At 70.2% G+C, this 17,615-nt stretch carries 18 protein-coding genes; 10 read left to right on the forward strand and 8 right to left on the reverse strand.

The window, feature by feature from the left end; genetic code table 11:
• From VIB55_RS20450 to VIB55_RS20475, 6 genes are all read left to right on the forward strand, one after another.
• Positions 1-543: DUF3108 domain-containing protein (locus VIB55_RS20450; RefSeq protein WP_331878522.1), on the forward strand; the 543-nt coding region annotated here is incomplete at its 5' end.
• A 276-nt stretch (positions 544-819) separates the two neighbouring features.
• Positions 820-1,392: a YceI family protein gene (locus VIB55_RS20455; RefSeq protein WP_331878523.1), complete on the forward strand. Its 573-nt coding sequence runs from the start codon at positions 820-822 to the stop codon at positions 1,390-1,392.
• 100 nt (positions 1,393-1,492) lie between these two features.
• Positions 1,493-2,824, forward strand: a complete 1,332-nt coding sequence (locus VIB55_RS20460; RefSeq protein WP_331878524.1) for a hypothetical protein — start codon at positions 1,493-1,495, stop codon at positions 2,822-2,824.
• Positions 2,825-3,188: 364 nt separating this feature from the next.
• The gene (locus VIB55_RS20465) at positions 3,189-4,598 is read left to right on the forward strand and encodes a multicopper oxidase family protein (protein WP_331878525.1); all 1,410 of its coding nucleotides are present in this window, start codon (positions 3,189-3,191) and stop codon (positions 4,596-4,598) included.
• A gap of 17 nt (positions 4,599-4,615) precedes the next feature.
• The gene (locus tag VIB55_RS20470) at positions 4,616-5,839 is read left to right on the forward strand and encodes a c-type cytochrome (RefSeq protein WP_331878526.1); all 1,224 of its coding nucleotides are present in this window, start codon (positions 4,616-4,618) and stop codon (positions 5,837-5,839) included.
• A 186-nt stretch (positions 5,840-6,025) separates the two neighbouring features.
• Positions 6,026-6,838, forward strand: coding sequence for a carboxypeptidase regulatory-like domain-containing protein (locus VIB55_RS20475; protein WP_331878527.1), 813 nt, complete (start codon positions 6,026-6,028; stop codon positions 6,836-6,838).
• A gap of 22 nt (positions 6,839-6,860) precedes the next feature.
• On the opposite strand, the gene VIB55_RS20480 is transcribed toward VIB55_RS20475, so the two are convergent.
• Genes VIB55_RS20480 through VIB55_RS20490 form a run of 3 tightly spaced genes read right to left on the reverse strand, consistent with a single transcriptional unit; the run spans position 6,861 to position 10,086 of the window.
• Positions 6,861-7,985: a hybrid sensor histidine kinase/response regulator gene (locus VIB55_RS20480; protein ID WP_331878528.1), complete on the reverse strand. Its 1,125-nt coding sequence runs from the start codon at positions 7,983-7,985 to the stop codon at positions 6,861-6,863.
• Positions 7,982-8,437, reverse strand: coding sequence for a response regulator (locus VIB55_RS20485; protein ID WP_331878529.1), 456 nt, complete (start codon positions 8,435-8,437; stop codon positions 7,982-7,984). Before VIB55_RS20485 ends, VIB55_RS20480 begins: the two co-directional genes overlap by 4 nt.
• Entirely contained in the window at positions 8,434-10,086 is a 1,653-nt protein-coding gene (locus VIB55_RS20490) for a sensor histidine kinase (protein ID WP_331878530.1), read from the reverse strand. The genes VIB55_RS20485 and VIB55_RS20490 overlap by 4 nt, the downstream gene beginning before the upstream one ends.
• Before the next feature lie 233 nt (positions 10,087-10,319).
• Here VIB55_RS20490 and VIB55_RS20495 point away from each other — a divergent pair, with 233 nt between their 5' ends.
• On the forward strand, positions 10,320-10,733 hold the full coding sequence (locus VIB55_RS20495) for a CBS domain-containing protein (RefSeq protein ID WP_331878531.1): 414 nt from the start codon (positions 10,320-10,322) through the stop codon (positions 10,731-10,733).
• 106 nt (positions 10,734-10,839) lie between these two features.
• Here the strand turns inward: VIB55_RS20495 and VIB55_RS20500 are convergent, their stop codons facing one another.
• The gene (locus VIB55_RS20500; protein WP_331878532.1) at positions 10,840-11,496 is read right to left on the reverse strand and encodes a response regulator transcription factor; all 657 of its coding nucleotides are present in this window, start codon (positions 11,494-11,496) and stop codon (positions 10,840-10,842) included.
• A 217-nt stretch (positions 11,497-11,713) separates the two neighbouring features.
• On the opposite strand from VIB55_RS20500, the gene VIB55_RS20505 reads away from it, so the two are divergent.
• Both VIB55_RS20505 and VIB55_RS20510 read left to right on the forward strand, forming a co-directional pair.
• Positions 11,714-12,016 (forward strand): type II toxin-antitoxin system HigB family toxin, encoded by a 303-nt coding sequence (locus VIB55_RS20505; RefSeq protein ID WP_331878533.1) that lies wholly within the window; start codon positions 11,714-11,716, stop codon positions 12,014-12,016.
• Entirely contained in the window at positions 12,016-12,411 is a 396-nt protein-coding gene (locus VIB55_RS20510; protein ID WP_331878534.1) for a transcriptional regulator, read from the forward strand. Before VIB55_RS20505 ends, VIB55_RS20510 begins: the two co-directional genes overlap by 1 nt.
• 87 nt (positions 12,412-12,498) lie before the next feature.
• On the opposite strand, the gene VIB55_RS20515 is transcribed toward VIB55_RS20510, so the two are convergent.
• The 4 genes from VIB55_RS20515 to VIB55_RS20530 form a co-directional block, all read right to left on the reverse strand.
• A complete protein-coding gene (locus VIB55_RS20515; RefSeq protein WP_331878535.1) occupies positions 12,499-13,833 on the reverse strand; it encodes a replication-associated recombination protein A in 1,335 nt (444 codons plus the stop codon).
• Positions 13,830-14,561, reverse strand: coding sequence for a ZIP family metal transporter (locus tag VIB55_RS20520; RefSeq protein ID WP_331878536.1), 732 nt, complete (start codon positions 14,559-14,561; stop codon positions 13,830-13,832). The genes VIB55_RS20515 and VIB55_RS20520 overlap by 4 nt, the downstream gene beginning before the upstream one ends.
• Before the next feature lie 105 nt (positions 14,562-14,666).
• Positions 14,667-15,047, reverse strand: coding sequence for a holo-ACP synthase (locus VIB55_RS20525; RefSeq protein WP_331878537.1), 381 nt, complete (start codon positions 15,045-15,047; stop codon positions 14,667-14,669).
• Positions 15,048-15,387: 340 nt separating this feature from the next.
• The gene (locus VIB55_RS20530; RefSeq protein WP_331878538.1) at positions 15,388-16,809 is read right to left on the reverse strand and encodes an alpha-amylase family glycosyl hydrolase; all 1,422 of its coding nucleotides are present in this window, start codon (positions 16,807-16,809) and stop codon (positions 15,388-15,390) included.
• A gap of 223 nt (positions 16,810-17,032) precedes the next feature.
• Between VIB55_RS20530 and VIB55_RS20535 the strand changes: the two genes are divergently transcribed.
• Positions 17,033-17,615 (forward strand): DUF305 domain-containing protein (locus tag VIB55_RS20535; RefSeq protein ID WP_331878539.1); only part of this gene is annotated, 583 nt, incomplete at its 3' end.

A 17,615-nucleotide genomic window follows, 5' to 3' on the forward strand; every position in this document is an offset into this window, starting at 1 on the left:
CTGGGGCCGGTCGCCGTCACCGACCAGACCACGTCGTGGTTCGATCCCGCGGCGCGGGCCAGCGTGCGCTACGCCAAGCGCGAACGCTCGCCCGTGTCGTCGGCCACGCAGGACGTGAGGATGGACCTGTCCGCGCGGCGCTGGCAGGGGCTGAACGGCACTGGCGGCGCCATGACGACGGCTGCCCCGCTGGACGAGCTCTCGTTCCTGTACGTGCTGCGGACGCTGCGCCTGGACGACGGCGACACCTACACGATCAACCGCCACTACGAGCCCGGGCGCAACCCGGTCACCGTGCGGGTCATCGGCCGAGGCACAGTGCGCGTACCCGCCGGCGAGTTCCGCGCTATCGAGGTGGAGCTGCGGGTGCGCGACCCCAACCGGTACGGCGGCGACGGCATCATCCAGGTGCACCTGACGGATGACGCGCGCAGGATCATGGTGCGGATGGAGTCGTCGGTGCCGCGCGCCGGGCGCGTAGTCCTCTCGCTGCAGTCCGGCACCGGCGGATGCGCGACCCCGCACGGCATCGCCAGCCGCTGAAATCAGCCTGAGACTCGAAGCGGACCATCCTCACCCGGGCGGTCCGCTTCTTCGTTCCCGCTCCTGGGCCCCGTGTCAGGGATTTCTCGATCGATACCATCCACGCGGACCACACCGCGGCGCGCCTGCCCCCCCACAGCTCTTCCACGACACGCCCGACAATCCGTGCCCCTGCCGGGCCCTAGCTTGGTTGCAGTCGGAGGGACGCAGCGGCGGCCCTCCCCGCCACGGGCCGGGGGCGGATGAGATCGCCGGCCGCGCAACGGAGAAAGCACCATGCGCAACCAACTGTTCGCCGCAGCCCTGATCCTCGCGACCCCCGCGCTGCTCGCCTCGTCGGCGGCCACGCTGACCTTCGGCAACGGCAGCAAGGTGTGGGTAGAGGGCATGTCCACCGTCCGCGGCTTCCGCTGCGAGAGCACGCAGGTGACGGGCACCGCCGACGCGGCCGGCACCGAGATGAGCCAGGTGGGCCAGGCCCGCGGCGAGATCACCATTCCCGTGCAGACCCTGGACTGCCGCAACGGGACGATGAACGGCCACATGCGGACCGCCCTCAAGGCCGCGCAGAACCCCAGCATCCGCTTCCGTGCGATCTCGGTGCGGGTGACGCCCACCTCGCCCGCGCAGGGCACCGTGGCGATGACGGGCCAGCTGACCATCGCCGGGCAGACGCGCGAAGTGACGATCGACGGCACGGCGGCGCGCGAAGGCAACGGGCTGCGGGTGCGCGGCAGCGAGCGGATCACCATGACGGACTTTGGCGTGCAGCCGCCCCGGCTGATGGCGGGGACCATGAGGGTGCACGCGCCGGTGACGGTGGGCTTCGACGTGGTGCTGAGGCCCTGAACGATGATCGGGCGGCGGATGGCACCCGCCGCGGAAGTGAACGGGGGCGCACCTCCGCGCCCCCGCTGGACCGGAGACTCCGTATGACGGAGAAAGTTCGATGAAAACCCTCAATCGTACGCTGCTGATCGCGGCCGCCCTCGTGGCCGGCCCCCTCGCGGCGCAGGACATCCCCGGCGGCGGCGTGGCCACCCCGGCCGACACCACCCCGCCCGCCACCGCCGTTCCGAGGGCCGTCGTCACGGTTGGCTCGCCCGCAGCGGGAGCCATCGGCCAGTTCGAGGCACCCAAGCAGGGGCTGGAGTTCAACGGCCTGAGCATGCAGATCGGCGGCGCGTTCGCGCAGACCTTCCAGTCGCTGGACCACGAGAACACCGCCACGCCGGCCACGAAGACGGTGCTCGGCGAGATCCGCCCCGGCTTCAACCTGGCCGCCGCCAACCTGAACATCGGCGTGCAGCTGGCGCGCGGCATCCGGGTAGACCTGGAAAGCTACATGGCCAGCCGCCACCACAACGAGTTCTGGGTGAAGGGCGGCTTCGCCACCATCGACGCCTCGCCCTTCGACGTGCCCGTGCTGAACCGGATCATGGAGTTCACCACCATCCGCGCCGGCCACTTCGAGATCAACTACGGCGACGCGCACTTCCGCCGCACGGACAACGGGAACGCGCTCCGCAACCCGTTCGTCGAGAACTACATCCTGGACGCCTTCACCACCGAGATCGGCGCCGAGGTGATGCTGCGCGGGCCGCTGGGCACGTTCGTCCTGGGGGGCGTGACCACGGGCGAGAACAAGGGCAACATCAAGGACGGCGCGGTCGATGCCTCGCCGGCCTTCCTGGGCAAGCTGGGCTTCGACCGCCAGCTCACCGACGCCCTGCGCCTTCGCCTGACGGGCAGCATGTACACGGCCGAGTCGTCGCCCGCGGTAACGCTGTACGGCGGCGACCGCACGGGCTCGCACTACTGGGGCGTGATGGAAGACAGCTCGACTCTGCGCCAAGGCACGGCGTTCACGAACGGGCGCATCAACCCCGGCTTCAGCAACGAGATCCGCGCCGTGCAGCTGAACCCCTACGTGGAGTTGGGCAACCTGGAAGTCTTCGGCGTGATCGAGCGGGCCAGCGGCAAGTCGGCCGCCGAGGCGGAGCGCCGCGAGGTGAACCAGCTCGCCGGAGACGTGGTCTACCGCCTGTTCCGTGACCAGCTGTACGTGGGCGCCCGCTACAACCGGGTGAACGGCGACTTCTCGGGGCAGAAGGACCTGGAGGTGCGCCGCACGGCGCTCGCGGCCGGCTGGTTCCTGACGCGCAACCTGCTGACCAAGGTGGAATACGTGACGCAGGAGTACGACGGGTTCGCGGCAACGGACATCCGCAACGGCGGCAAGTTCAGCGGGATCCTGATCGAGGGCGTGATCGCCTTCTGATCCACGGCATCTCGGGGGCGCCGTCCCGGGTCATTCATGCGGGCCTGAAGGAACGACGGACGACAGGGTCAGGTACGCGACCTCCTTACCGGACGCGCGCACGGAGCGGGAAGCCCGATCAGGGCTCCCCGCTCCGCTTCCGTATGAGATCAACTGCGGCCTCACTCAGAGGCGCAGAGCCGCAGAGAGAAAAGCAGAGGGCACTCGAGATGGCAGTGATTCGCGCAGGACTGCGCGTATCCGTCATGGGGAGAAAAGAATTCCCTTGGACACCCTGCCGCGGCGCATTACCATACCGGGCGCGGCCCTTCAGCGGCCGCTCCCCAGCGCGTTCCTCGCCGCAGCATCCTCCGCAGGACACCTCATGACCCGACCCACCGCACTGGCGTTGCTCGCGTGTCTCGCGACCGCCGGAACGCCGGCCATCCACGCGGCCGAAACCCCGCGGGGCGACCCCGACCTCCCCGTCCTGGTGGACGAGAACCCGGATCCGCGCGTCGTGGAGGTGACGCTCACCGCCGCTCCCCTGCAGAAGTCCATCATTCCCGGCGCGCCCCGGTCGCACGGGTTCGGGTACAACGGCGGCAGCCCGGGGCCCACACTGCAGGTGCGCGAGGGCGACCGGGTGGTGGTGCACTTCCGCAACCGGCTGCCCGAGGCCACGACGGTGCATTGGCACGGGCTGCACCTGCCGTTCACGGCGGACGGAAGCCCCTTTCACCCCGTCGCGCCGGGAGAAGATTACACCTACGACTTCACCGTTCGCCGGGGGTCCGCCGGGACGTACTGGTACCATCCTCATCCCGACCACCGCACGGGGCACCAGGTGGGCATGGGGCTGTACGGAGCCGTGGTCGTCCGGGCGGATGACGACCCGCTTCCGTCAACGCTCCCCGAAAAGGTGCTGATCTTCATGGACAACCGGGTGAACGGCGACGGCGGGCTCGACTTTCCCCAGCACGGGTCGCCCCAGGCTACGGCCGACCGCGAGAACGGCCGCGAGGGCGAGGTGCTGCTGGTGAACGGACAGGTGATGCCGACGGTGAGCATCCGCCCGGGCGAGGTGCAGCGATGGCGCCTCATCAACGCCTCCGCCGCGCGCGTGCTCCGGCTTCACCTGCCCGGGCACACCCTGCTGCACGTGGGGAGCGACGGCGGCCTGTTCGAGCGCCCCGTGGAGGTGAACGAACTGGTCGTGGCCAACGCGGAGCGGGTGGAGGTGCTGGTGCGCGCCACCGGCCAGCCAGGCGCGCGCGCCGTGCTGCAGACGCTGCCGTACGACCGCTACATCCCCCAGACGCGCCCGGCGGACTGGAACCGCGCGCGCGAACTCCTGGCGCTGCAGTACACCGCCGGGCCCGCCGCCGTCCCTCCCCTCCTCCCCGTCACGCTGCGCCACGTACCCGTGCTGGACACGCTGCAGGCCACGGCCCGGCGCACCATCGTCCTGGGCCAGGGAATGATCAACGGGCGGCTGATGGACATGGGCCGCGTGGACGTTGCGGCACGGCTCGGCGCCACGGAAATCTGGGAGATCGAGAACGTAGTGGGGATGGACCACCCGTTCCACCTGCACGGGTTTCAGTTCCAGGTGCTGGACCGCGACGGCGTACCCGAGGCGTTCCGCAGCTGGAAGGACGTGGTGAACGTGCCGAAGCACCAGACGGCGCGGCTCATCGTCCGGTACGACAACTACCCGGGGAAGTGGATGTTCCACTGCCACATCCTTGATCACGAGGACCACGGGATGATGGGCGTCCTGGAGGTCCGTTAGCCATGGGAGGCTCACCCATGACCCATCGTCGGCCGATTCTCGGGCTCGCGGCGCTCGCCGCCCTCTCCACCCTGGCGGGCTGCGGAGGGCCGCTTCCCCGCAGCGACGCCGCGGACGGCGGTACGGCCCCGCTCGCCAGTGCGGGGCCGGGTCTTCCCGCCGGCGCGGCCACGCCCGAGCAGGTGATGCTCGGGCGGGAGCTGGTGATCAACCGCGACTGCGGCGCCTGCCACGGGGGCAACGTCAACCCGGCGTCGGACCGGTGGCTGGCAGGCGCCTCGGGCGAGGACGATTTCGGCAACATCGGCCCGTTTCGCTACTGGGCCGCGAACCTGACGCCCGACCCGGAGACGGGAACCGGGCGATACAGCGCCCGGCAGATCTTCAACGCCCTGCGCTACGGCCTGCGGCCCGGCGCCACGCCGGACGTGGAGATCACCTCGATGGTGCCCGGCCAGGGGAATCACCCGGCCGCGCCCAACTACCTGTCGCCCGCCATGCCGTGGATGGCCTGGCGGTTCATGTCCGACCAGGAGCTCTGGGCCATCGCCGCGTACCTGAAGCACGGCGTGCGCCCGGTGCACAACCAGGTGCGGCGGAGCGAGTCGCCGCCGGACTTCTGGGCCAGCGAGGTGACGCCCGCGAAGATCGGGACGCACGTGATGCCGCCGTTCCCCACCGCCGCCGAAGAGATGCGCGCGCCCGAGCGGGCGGCGCAGCTGATGCGCGGCCGCGAGCTCGCCGCGTCGGCGGCGTGCAGCGCGTGCCACGGAGGGGGGCTGAACCCGTCGCAGGAGGGGTGGCTGGTCGGAATGCGCGACACGACCATGGATTTCCAGATCGGCCCGTTCGTCACCCGGCCGCGCAACCTGACGCCCGACAACGCCACCGGGCTGGGACGCTTCAGCGAGCGGCAGATCTTCAACGCGCTGCGTTACGGCCTGCGGCCCGGGGAAACCCCGGACGTCGACATCACCTCGTCGGTGCCGGGACAGGGCAACCATCCCGCGAATCCCAAGTACCTGGCCCCGCCCATGCCGTGGCCCGCGTGGCGCCACATGCCCGACGAGGACCTGTGGGCGATCGCCGCGTACCTCAAGCAGGGCGTGAGGCCGGTGCGCAACCGGGTGCAGGACAGCGACGGCCCGCCGGACTTCTGGCGCGGCGAGTACACCGTGGAGAAGTATGGCGCCTGGCCCGCGCCGGCGTTCCCCACGGCGCGGGAGACGTACAAGCCGTAACCGCGGCCTCACGCACGGGCGCGGAGCCGCAGAGAGAGAGAACGGCGGAGGACCCGCGGTGGGTCCCCTGCCGTTCTGCATCTCCTCGCCGACCGTGCCTCCGTGGGGCTTGGACGCTTGCCATGGCCCTCCTATCTTCAATCGAGGTCCCCAATCGATGAGCCCCGCGCTGCCTCGCATGTTCCGATGACATTTCGCAAGTTCGCCCGCCTCCCGTCGCTCGGGATCGTAGCAGCGGTAGTGCTCGCCGCCACCTCGCCCGTACGCGCGCAGACGGGCGAACAGGCCAGCGCTCCCGCGGCCCCGCCAGCACGAGCCGTGGTGCTGGGGCGCGTGGTGGACGCGGCGACGCTGGCGCCGCTGCCCGGAGCGCAGGTTCGCGTTTCGACCGTCCCAGGCGTGGCGGTGGCCGACGCCAATGGCGTGTTCACCGTGCGCGACGTTCCGCCGGGCGACCACGAGACGATGGTCTCGCGCATCGGATACCGCTCGCGCGTGGCGGTGTGGCGCGTGGGAGAGCAGGGGTTGGAGCTCGAGGTGCAGCTGGAAGTGGAACCGCTGGTGATGGAGGCCATCAAGGTGCAGTCGCGGCGGTTCGAGCGCCGCATGAATTCTTCCGGGGCCACGGCACGCGGCTTCGATGCGAACGAGCTGAGGTCGAGCAGCTATCCCAACGCCAAGGAGTTCGTGCGGGCGCGCATGGGCATGGTAGGCGTTTCGTGCGGCGCCATGGCGAAACCCTCGGACGGCCCGCAGGATTGCGTGATGGTTCGCGGAGGGCCGACGCGCGTCTGCATCATCGTCGACGAGCGTCCGGCGTTCGGTGGCTGGTTCGAACTGGAACTCCTGAATCCGCAGGAGCTCTTCCGCGTGGACGTGATCGGCGGGGGAAGAGCCGTGCAGGTGTACACCACTGCCTTCGTGGCGCAGCTGACGGCCCGTCGCCAGTCGCCCACACCCGCCGACGTCCTGTCCATGATCGCCTGTCCGCCGCGCTGAGGAGGCCGACCCGGTCGGGCGTTCAGGCCAGCGGCAGCGTAAAGTGGAAGCGGGTTCCCCGCCCGGGCTCGCTCTCCACGCCCATCGCGCCGCCGTGCGCCTCCACGATCCCTCGCGCGATCGCCAGGCCCAGCCCCGCCCCCGCTCGCCGGGTGCTCCGCGCCTGCCAGAAGCGGTCGAACACGTGCGGAAGGTGCTCGGGCGGAATCCCCGGCCCCGTGTCGGCGACGGAGACGCGGATCTCGCCGTCTTCCGCCTTCGCGGTGACGAGGACGCGGCCCCCATGCGGCGTGAACTTGACCGCGTTGCCGACGAGGTTCGAGAGCACCTGGTGGATGCGCTCGCGGTCGGCCCACGCGGCGGGGAGATCGGCGCCGATGCTTGACCCGACCTCCATCGCCTTCTCCGCCGCCATCCCCCCCACGCCGGCGAGCACGTCGTCCACCACCTCCCCCACCTTCAGCTCCGCGGGCTCGAACGACAGGCGCCCCGCCTCGATCGCGGCGACGTCCAGCAAGTCCTGCCGCAGCCGGTCCATCTGCTGGGTGAGGTGGCGGATGGACTCGATGCGGCTCCGGACGTCCACCTGGTCCGCGGGCAGGGTGCGCTCCAGCACCCTCGCGTGGATCTTCACCGCGCTCAGCGAGTTGCCGATGTCGTGCGCCACGATGCGCAGAACCTCGTCGCGCGCCATCACCGCGGCCTCGGCGGCGGCGCGGGCCTCCTGCTCGTTGCGCAGCAGCCGTGCGCGCTCGCCCTCCAGCCGCTTCCGCTCGATGGCGTAGCGGATGGCGCGGGCCAGGGTGCCGCCCTCCACCGTGCCCTTCACCAGGTAGTCCTGCGCGCCCGACTGCACCGCCTGCACCGCCACCGTCTCGTCCGCCAGCCCGGTCAGCACGATGATGGGCACCTCGGGCGCGGCCTCCAGCATCCGCCCCACGGTATCCATCCCGTGCGCGTCGGGAAGCGAAAGGTCCAGCAGCACCACCTCCGGCGGCTCCGTGGCCACGAGCTCCAGCGCCTCGGACAATCGCGACGCATGGACGAGGTGGAACGGCAGCGAGTGGGCTTCGCGCAGCGTTTCGCGCAGCAGGCGCGCGTCGCCGGGGTTGTCTTCCACCAGCAGGATGCGGACGGGCTCGGTCACGGCCGCGGCTCGGGAGGGAGCTTTACGATGGTGAACCAGAAGTCTTCGATGGACTTCACCACCGTGATGAACTGGTCCAGGTCCACCGGCTTGGTGATGTAGCAGTTGGCGTGCAGGTCGTACGCACGGGCGATGTCGCGTTCCGCTTCGGAGGTGGTGAGGATCACCACGGGAATGGTGCGCAGCGCCGGATCGGCCTTGATCTCTTCCAGCACCTCGCGCCCGTCTTTCTTGGGAAGGTTCAGGTCCAGCAGGATCAGGTCCGGCCGGGGCGCGTCGGCGTACCTGCCCTGGCGGCGAAGGAAGGCCAGCGCCTCCACCCCGTCGGGGGCCACCGACAGGTTGTTGTGCACCTTGCCCTCCTTGAGCGCCTCGCGCGTCAGCCGCACGTCGCCCGGGTTGTCTTCCACCAGCAGCACCTCGATGGGCTGCGACCCTGTGCGCGCGCTCATTCCGCCTCGTCTCCCGCGGGAAGGGTGAAGAAGAAGGTGGAGCCCTGCCCCTCGGCGGATTCCACCCAGATCCGCCCGCCGTGCCGCTCCACGATCTTCTTGCAGATGGCCAGACCGATTCCCGTTCCGGCGTACTCGGCGCGGGTATGGAGGCGTTGGAAGATCACGAAGATGCGCTGCGCATACTCCGGCGCGATGCCGATGCCGTTGTCGCGCACCGAGATCACCCACTCGCCGTCCCTGCGCTCCGCCGAAACGTGCACGCGCGGAGGCTCGGCGCCGTGGAACTTCAGCCCGTTGCCCACCAGGTTCTGCAGCACCTGGCCCATCTGCACGGGGTCCGCCGCCACGGTGGGGAGCGGGCCGGCGGTCACTGTGGCCCCGCTTTCCTCGATGGCCGTCCGCAGCACATCCAGCGTGCGCCGGAACACCGCCTCCAGGTCTGCCCGCTCCACCGCCCCGCCGCCCTTGCCCACGCGCGAGTACGCCAGCAGGTCGCCGATCAGCGCCTGCATCCGCGTCACGCCGTCCACCGCGTAGCCGATGAACTCGTGGGCGTCGTCGTCCAGCTTGTCGCGGTAGCGGCGCGCCAGCAGCTGCGTGTAGCTGGCCACCATCCGCAGGGGCTCCTGGAGGTCGTGCGAGGCCACGTAGGCGAACTGCTCCAGGTCGGCGTTGGAGCGGGCCAGCTCCTGCGCCTGCCGCGCCAGCGCATCCTCGGCCCTCACGCGTTCCGTCACGTCGCGCAGCACGGCCGTGTACAGGCGCTTGCCGCCCACCTCCAGCTTGGATATCGAGGCGTCCGCAGGAAACACCTCGCCGCTCCACCGGCAGCCGGAAATCTGCCCGCGCTCGCCCATCCGCCGCGCAACGATGGGCGAGTCGCCGAACTCGCGCACGCGGGCCTCGTGGTCGGCGCGGTGCTGTTCCGGGATCAGCATCTCCACGCGTTCGCCCATCACCTGCTCGGCCGCGTAGCCGAAGGTCTGCTCGGCGCCCTGGTTGTAGAAGACGATGCGCTGGTCCTCGTCGATGGAGACGATCGCGTCGGACGAGATGGAGATGATCCCCGCGAACTTGGCCTCGGAGAGCCGCAGCGCCTCCTCTGCCCGGGCGCGCTCGATCACCCGGCCCACCTGCGTGCCCACGTTGGCCATCACGCCCATCAGCGCCGGGTCCGGCGCCAGGGGACAGTCGGCGAAGAACTCCAGCACGCCCGCCACCTCGCGCCCCACCAGCACGGGAAAGGCCACCGCGGAGTGGATTCCCTCGTCAGCCGCCACCGTGCGGACGAACTCCGGGTCGCGCCGCACGTCCTCGATCCATCCCGGCTCGCCGGTGCTCAGGACGCGGCCCGCCAGCCCCTGGCCAGCGGCGAAACGCGTCTGCCGCGTCACCTCGCGGAGCCGAGGGAAGCGCGACGGCGCGGCCAGGTGCCAGATGCCGGTGGGCGCCAATTCGCCCTCGGCCTCCACCAGGTACGCATGTCCCGCGGGCCAGCCGGTGTGCCGGCAGACGGCGTCCAGGCACGTCTGCAGGGCGCCTTCGACGCTCGTGGACTCGTTCGCCGCGACGGCCACCACCTGCAGCAGCCGGACGAGGCCGGGCTCTTCGGTGGACGCGTCGCGGATGGGGGACGGATCGGTCATGCGGGCTCTTCGATTCCCTGATGCGAGTTCGGCCAGAACTTAGGGCGCCACGGGCGGCGCGAACAGGATTCGTCTACCGGCCGCGACCCACGCAAGGCGCGGATGCGGAAACTTCCCCACACGCCATTCCTGCGGCTCCCGGCCACGCGCGGCGCTCGGCGCGGCTAGCTTCAGGGCAGATCGCGCGAACTCCGGCTCGCGCCCATGCACGGTCAACTGGGGAGAAGCAGGCGATGAAAACGGCTGCCGCGCGGGCGCTGCGGGCGACCACGGTGCGCGACGTCATGAGGATGCAGATGGTGACCGTCGTCCCCGAGATGACGCTGCCGGAACTTGCGCAGACGCTGCTGGAGTCGGGCGTGCGCTCGGCCCCCGTGCTCGCGCCGACGGGAAAGATCCTGGGCGTGGCGTCGCAGACGGAGCTGGTGCGCCTGTCGGCGGGCTCCGGAGCCGCGCCGGAGCGCCTGCGCGTTCGCGACGTCATGGGGCCGGTGGGCCCCACCATCGCCCCCGACGAGCCCCTGCCCCGCCTGGTCCGGCGCTTCGTCCGCGAGCGGGTGCAGCGCGCGCTCGTCGTGGAAAACGGCATCCTGCTGGGGATCGTCACCCCCATCGACGTGCTGACCGCCATCGACGAAGCGCACTGAGCCGAAAAACCGGTTTTCACGCGGAGGCGCGGAGGGAAAGAGAGAGCCGCGGAGAGGTGCGAAACCCCTCCGCGGCTCATCCGTTCCTCCGCGCCTCCGCGTGACCTTACGCCGGCTTCAACATCCCCGTTTCCAGCGCCAGCTTCACCAGCTCGGCTCGGTGGGTCAGCCCCAGCTTCTGCATCATCCGGGCGCGGTAGGTGTCCACCGTCTTGGGCGAAAGGAACAGCTTCTTGCCGATCTCGGCGCTGCTGTAGCCCTCGGCAGTCAGCGTGAGCACCTCGCGCTCGCGCTCGCTCAGCTTGTCGAGCGGCCCCTCTGGCTGCGGCTCGCGCGCCTGCTGGTACTTGCGCAGAAGCACGCGTGTGGCGCTGGGATACAGGAACACCTCGCCGCCTGCGACGGTCCGGATGGCGGTCAGAAGGTCAACGTCCGCACTCGTCTTGCGCACGAATCCGCTCGCTCCCGCCTCAAGCACCGGCAGCAGGAACTCGTCCTCGGTTTGCGAGGTCAGCACCAGCACCCGCGCGCCGATCTCCAGGGCGGCGATCTGGCGCGTGGCCTCGAGCCCGTCCATCCCGGGCATCGCCAGGTCCATCACCACCACGTCGGGCCGCAGCAGGCGCGTCTTTTCCACCGCCTCCTCGCCGCCGGCCGCCTGCCCCACGACCTGGAAGTCGTCCTCCAGGCCGAGCAGAGCGTCGAGCCCGCTGCGCAGCACGGCGTGATCGTCGGCAAGCAGGATGCGGATTTTCGATGACATCTTCGGATCCGATTCATGACGGGTGGCGCTCTCGAGGAACGCGGTGAAGATAGCGCGCCACGCGGCCGCCGCGGGTCCGGGGAACCGAATCATCATTGAGGGGAGTTCCCCCACACGCAGGGCAGCGAAGGAGGTGAGCCTGGGTCGACGAGTTCTCACGGCAATGGCGAGAAATCCCGGCCTTGCTCCCGCCATGGGAACAGACTAAGCTTGTGACATGCGTATCATCGCACGAAGCACGTTGCGCCAGTTCTGGGAAAACCACCCTCGAGGTGCAGAGGCCGAGACCGCGCTCCAAGTGTGGTTCAGCACAGTGCAGCGGGCAGACTGGGCGGCTCCGGCCGATGTTAAGTCAACGTACGGTGACGCGAGCATCCTGAAGGACAGCCGCGTCGTATTCAACATCGCCGGAAATCGCTTCAGGCTGGTGGCCCGCATCAACTATGCTTACTGGGTCGTGTACATCCGGTTCGTGGGCACGCACGCAGAGTACGACGACATCGACGCGGAGACGATCTGATGAGCCTCGCCATTCACCCGATCCGCACCGAAGGGGACTACAGGGCGGCCCTCGCCCGAGTCGACGCCCTGATGAACGCGGAGCCTGGAACCCCGGACGGTGACCATCTGGACGTGCTGGTGACGCTGATCGAGGCGTACGAGGCGCGCCACTGGCCCATTCCGGCGCCCGATCCTATTGAAGCCATCCGCGTGCGCATGGAGCAGCGTAATCTGCATCCGCGTGACTTGGAGCCGATGATTGGCTCCCGCGGCCGCGTTTCTGAGGTGCTCTCTCGCAAGCGCCAGCTGACCCTCCCCATGATCCGCCGACTGGCGAAAGAACTGGATCTTCCCGCGGACGTGCTCATCCAGGAAACGCAGGGAATCCCGGCACGCGGACGCGACGCGGCGTAGCAGGGTGTGCGGGACAACAAATCGGAGAACCCGCCGGCCACGTAGCCGAGCGGGTTCTTCTGCTTCTGCGGACCGAGCCCGCCAGCATCACCCCGGGTCGCCGCGGTCTCGCATGCGGGCGGCGATCTTGGCTTCGTAGCCGCGGTCCGTGGGCTCGTAGAAGCGCTGGTCGGCGATGTCGTCGGGCAGCGTCTGCAGGGGCGTGTAGCCGCCCGGATAGTCGTGGGCGTACTTGTAGCCCTCGCCGAAGCCCCACTCCTTCATCAGCGACGTGGTGGGGTTGCGCAGGTGAAGCGGAATGGGCGCGTCGGGGTGCTCGCGCGCGGCCTGCGCGGCGGCGCCCCCCGCCAGGTACGCGCGGTTCGACTTCGGCGCGTTCGCCACGTACAGGATGGCGTTGTACAGCGGCAGCAGCCCCTCGGGCACGCCCAGGCGCTCGTACGCCAGCATGGCGTTCACGCACACGATGCCCGCCTGCGGGTCCGCCAATCCCACGTCCTCGTACGCGGCGGCCACCAGGCGGCGGAACACTGTCTTGGGGTCTTCGCCCACCTGGATCATCCGCATGGCCCAGTACAGCGCGCCGCTCCCCGTGCTCGCGCGCAGCGACTTGTGGAACGCCGACAGCATCTCGTACATCAGCGAGGTGTCGTAGCGCGCGGTGGGCCGCTGCAGCGCCTCGCGCACGTCCTCGGGCGTAATCGCCCCCGTGCCCGCCAGCCGCGCCGCGATCTCCAGCCCCGTCAGCGCCTGCCGTGCGTCGCCTCCCGTGTGGCGCACCAGCACGTCCTCGGCCTCGGGGTCGATGGAAACGCCCGCGCCGCCCAGCCCTCGCTCCTCGTCCCCCAGCGCGCGGCGGACCACGCTGCGCACGTCGTCCTCGCTCAGCGGCTCCAGCACCAGCACCCGCGAGCGAGAGAGGACGGCGGGGTTGATCTCGAACGCCGGGTGCTCCGTCGTGGCGCCTACCAGCGTCATCAGCCCCGACTCGATCCACGGAAGAAGGAAGTCCTGCTGCCCCTTGTTCAAGCGATGGATCTCGTCCACGAACAGCAGCGTGCGCTGGCCGGCCTTCTTCCGCAGCTCGGCCTCCTTCACCACCTCGCGCAGCCGCGGCACCCCCTCACTGACCGCGTTGAAGGGAAGGAACGAAAAGCCGCTCTCCCCCGCGATCACCCGGGCGAGCGTTGTCTTTCCGCTGCCCGGCGGGCCGTGCAGGATCAGGTTGGGCAGGTGCCCCGTCGCCAGCAGCTTCCGCAGGGTGCCGTCCGGCCCGGCCAGGTGCTGCTGGCCCACGATCTCGTCCAGCGTGCGCGGCCGCATCCGCTCGGCCAGCGGCGCGGACGACTCGGCCGGGGGCGGCGCCGCGGCGGCCTTCTTCACGGGCGGCTGGGCCTCGCCGAACAGGGACAGGTCGCTCACGGGTGCACGTAGCGGCGAAGGACGAGGTAGGTGGCGTAGAACAGCCCCGCGCCCAGGAACACGGCCAGCGCCGATCCGCGGCTGGGCTTCTTCTGCACCTCGGGCACCAGGTTCGATGCGCCCACGTACAGCGTGACCCCCGCGCTCAGCGCCAGCCCCGTGGTGGAAAGCATCTTCACCTGCGACGTCAGCAGCACGCCCAGCACGGTGGAAAGGCCCAGCAGCAGCACGGCCACGATGGCGCGGCGGCGCGAGTTGCCGCTGGCCAGCATGATGGAGGCGACGGTGACGCCCTCGGGCATCTTGTGGATGAGGATGGCCAGGAACACCAGCAGCCCCAGCCACTCGCCCACGGCGAAGCCGCTGGCGATGGCCACGCCGTCGAAGAAGGTGTGCAGCAGCAGCCCCAGCAGCGCGGCGGTCCCCACCCAGGGGTTCACCATCGCGTGCTGGTGCGTTTCCTCGCCGAAGTGGAAGTGGGGGGTAAGGACGTGCTGCGTCAGGTGAACGAGCAGGTAGCCCACCAGCACGGCGATCGCGGCGTTGGGCCCGGCCTCTACGGCGTGCGGAATCATCCCCACCAGCGCCGTGGCGATCATGAAGCCGGCACCGAAGGCGATCATCAGGCGCTGCGTGGCCCGCCCGGTGTTCGACGGGGCGGTGATGATCAGCCCGCCGAGCAGATTGGCCCCGGCCGCGGCCAGGGCGTACAGCAGCGCCGTATTCAAGTTGCCAGCGGTCCCGCGTACGGTCGGAGAAGAGGGGTGCGAACGGCGGCAAAGTGGCCGCGCGACGCGAGCGCTGTCAACCGCCGCGTCCGTCCGCGCTGATGGTCAGCCGGCCTCGAGCACCACGAAGGCGGCGGCGGTGTCGTCGGTGTGCGTCATCGACAGGTGGATGCGGACGATCCCCCGCTCCGCCGCGATCTCCGCCGCGCGCCCCGTCAGCCGCAGCGAGGGCGCGCCGGACGGGGCCGACACCACCTCTACCTCGGTCCATCGTCCACCGAGTCCCCACCCGGTGCCCAACGCCTTGAAGAACGCCTCCTTGGCCGCGAACCGCGCCGCGAACGATTCCGTGGGCGACTTCGATACCGCGCAGCGCTCCGCCTCGCCCGCGGTGTAGAAGCGAGCGATGGCAGCCGGGCCGCGCCGTTCCATCAGCTCGCGGAAGCGGGGGATGTTCACCATGTCGATGCCGATGCCGGCGATCACGTGCGCACCCTTGCGCGGGGGGACGGCGGGCGGCGACCTTGCCGGCCTGCGCGCGCTGGGAGGGATGCGGCACGGGTTTGGCGAAACGGCTCCGCACCGGCGGGGCGGCTGGCCGGAACTGGATCTGGAATCGAAGAGCGAGGAGACGTGGCCCGGAATCCCTGGAAGAACCGGTTTCGCCTGCTGACGCCGGTAATCATCGGTCTCATCGCGGGAATTTTCATGGGCTGGGTGCTGGTGCAGCTGCTGATCCTGCGCTGACCGCCGGCCGCGCCGGCCTGCCGTGGTGCGAGCAGAAGAGACGCCCCCGCGGGCGTCTCTTTCCGTTCCATCCCGCGCCCTACCGCACCAGCACCCGGTAGCCGTGCGCGGGAATGTTCAGCCGCCCCGTGGCGCCCAGCTGCACCCAGTCCTTGCTGAACCAGTCGGTGTACGCGCCGGGGTGCTCCAGCCCCTGGTACCCCACCGCCGCCGTCCGGTCACCGAAGTTGACGGCCACCAGCACCGTGTTGTTTCCCTCCGTCCGGGTGAAGGCGTACACGCGGTCGCCGCCGTCCGTCTGCAGCTTTACCTGCGGCGCGCCCCACGGGCCGTTGCCCAGCGCCGGCTGGGTGTGCTTCAGCCCGAACATGGCCGAGTAGAACGGGGCCAGCGACGGGCCGCTCCAATCCACCGTGTCCTTCTCGAAGAAGCGCAGCCGCTTGTTCAGGCTGGCCTCCTGGCCGGAGTACAGCAGCGGGATGGAGTTCTGCGCCGTGGCGCTCAGCACGAAGGCCGCCAGGTGGTTGCGGCCCATGCGCTCGAACTCCGTGCCCTGCCAGCTGTTCTCGTCGTGGTTGCTGGTGAACGTCAGGCGGTACGCGCCGCGGCCGTACAGGCTGTCCTGCCGGGCGAAGTAGGGGTCCAGCTCGCCCGTGCCCTTCTTCCCCTGCGCGATCTCGTTCAGCAGGTGGTGCATCTCCCACGCGTAGGTGGCGTGGAACCACTGGTGAAGGCGCGGGTCCTCGGCCTCGGCCAGCAGGAACAGGTCGGGCCTGGCGGACAGGAGCGCGGGGCGGGCCTCGGCCCAGAACTCGTACGGAACGCCCCACGCCACGTCAGCGCGAAAGCCGTCGATGCCCATCTCGTCCAGCCACCACCGCATCTCGCCGATCATCGCGCGGCGCATGTCGGCGTTGCCGAAGTTCAGGTCGGCCACGTCGGTCCAGTCCGTTTCCTTGCCCTGCTGGTCCAGCGGATAGGAGATGGAGCCGTCCGGGCGCAGCGTGTACCAGTTGCGGTGCTCGCGCGTCCAGGCGTGGTCGTGCGCCGTGTGGTTGGCCACCCAGTCCAGGATCACCCGCATCCCCTGCCGGTGCGCCGCGCTGACGAACCGCTTGAAATCCGCCTCCGTCCCGTGCTCCGGGTTGATGGCGGTGTAGTCGCGGATGGAGTAGTAGCTGCCCAGCCCGCCCTTGCGGTTCTGCACGCCGATGGGCTGAATGGGCATCAGCCACAGGATGTCGACGCCCAGCCCCTTCAGCCGGGGCAGGTGCGGCTCCAGCGCGGCGAAGGTGCCCTCGGGGGTGAACTGGCGCACGTTCACCTCGTAGATCACCGCGTTGCGCGACCACGCCGGATAGAACGACGCGTCGGCGCCGGGAGGGGAAAGCGCGATGGCGGACGGCGGAGCGCCCGCCGCGGGCGCGGTGACGGGTGCGGGCGGCGCCGCGCAGGCGGCCAGCGCCAGGACGGCGGATATGCGAAGCAGGGCTGTGTTCATCGGCAAACGGCGGGTGTCGGGGAGAACGAGTCGGGCGGCGGATGAGTTAACGGTTCCCGCGCCGATTGTCCACCTCGGGGCCGCGGAACGGCGCGGCGAAACCCTCGCGCCCGTTCTGGCGTACCTCACCGCGGCGCACCGCACTTGCCAACGCTCCCGGACGTGCTAGAATTGCAGCATGTAGGAAGCCCGGCCCATTCCGCACCCGCAGGAGCCACCCGGAATGCCGTTCTCGCCCGTTCGATCCTGTCTGGCCCTCGCAGCCGCCGCGGCGCTCTCCGCCTGCGGCGGTACGACCCCGGAGCCCGTCGCGGCCGCCCCGGCGCCCGCACCCCAGCCCGTCTCCACGCCTCAGCCGGCTTCGCAGGGCGGCGGCATGACGGCGCTGGACGTGGCGCGCCACCCGTGGGTGCCCGCGGACGCCGAGTTCATGACGGGGATGATCGGCCACCACGCGCAGGCCATCGAGATCTCGCGCCTGGCACCGACGCGCGCGCAGAGCCCCGCCGTCAAGCGGCTGGCCGAGCGGATCATCAACGCGCAGGAAGACGAGATCGCCACCATGCAGCAGTGGCTGCGCGACCGCGGCCAGCCGGTTCCGGATGCGGCGCACGCGCACCACGCGGCCGGGCACGCGATGATGCCCGGCATGCTGACGCCGGAGCAGGTGGCCCAGCTGCAGCGGGCCACCGGCGCCGGGTTCGACCAGCTGTTCCTGAACCTGATGATCCAGCACCACCGCGGGGCCGTGTCCATGGTCCAGCGGCTGTTCGGAACGCAGGGCGCCGGCCAGGACGAAACGGTGT

The sequence above is a fragment of the Longimicrobium sp. genome, assembly GCF_036554565.1.
In the GTDB taxonomy this organism is placed as follows: Bacteria; Gemmatimonadota; Gemmatimonadetes; order Longimicrobiales; family Longimicrobiaceae; genus Longimicrobium.

Coding starts and splice junctions, on each gene's coding strand:
- VIB55_RS20460 (WP_331878524.1), top strand. CDS start 1,493: ATGAAAACCCTCAATCGTACGCTGCTGATCGCGGCCGCCCTCGTGGCC.
- VIB55_RS20510 (WP_331878534.1), top strand. CDS start 12,016: ATGAGCCTCGCCATTCACCCGATCCGCACCGAAGGGGACTACAGGGCG.
- VIB55_RS20485 (WP_331878529.1), bottom strand. CDS start 8,437: ATGAGCGCGCGCACAGGGTCGCAGCCCATCGAGGTGCTGCTGGTGGAA.
- VIB55_RS20470 (WP_331878526.1), top strand. CDS start 4,616: ATGACCCATCGTCGGCCGATTCTCGGGCTCGCGGCGCTCGCCGCCCTC.
- VIB55_RS20465 (WP_331878525.1), top strand. CDS start 3,189: ATGACCCGACCCACCGCACTGGCGTTGCTCGCGTGTCTCGCGACCGCC.
- VIB55_RS20530 (WP_331878538.1), bottom strand. CDS start 16,809: ATGAACACAGCCCTGCTTCGCATATCCGCCGTCCTGGCGCTGGCCGCC.
- VIB55_RS20490 (WP_331878530.1), bottom strand. CDS start 10,086: ATGACCGATCCGTCCCCCATCCGCGACGCGTCCACCGAAGAGCCCGGC.
- VIB55_RS20475 (WP_331878527.1), top strand. CDS start 6,026: ATGACATTTCGCAAGTTCGCCCGCCTCCCGTCGCTCGGGATCGTAGCA.
- VIB55_RS20455 (WP_331878523.1), top strand. CDS start 820: ATGCGCAACCAACTGTTCGCCGCAGCCCTGATCCTCGCGACCCCCGCG.
- VIB55_RS20500 (WP_331878532.1), bottom strand. CDS start 11,496: ATGTCATCGAAAATCCGCATCCTGCTTGCCGACGATCACGCCGTGCTG.
- VIB55_RS20495 (WP_331878531.1), top strand. CDS start 10,320: ATGAAAACGGCTGCCGCGCGGGCGCTGCGGGCGACCACGGTGCGCGAC.
- VIB55_RS20505 (WP_331878533.1), top strand. CDS start 11,714: ATGCGTATCATCGCACGAAGCACGTTGCGCCAGTTCTGGGAAAACCAC.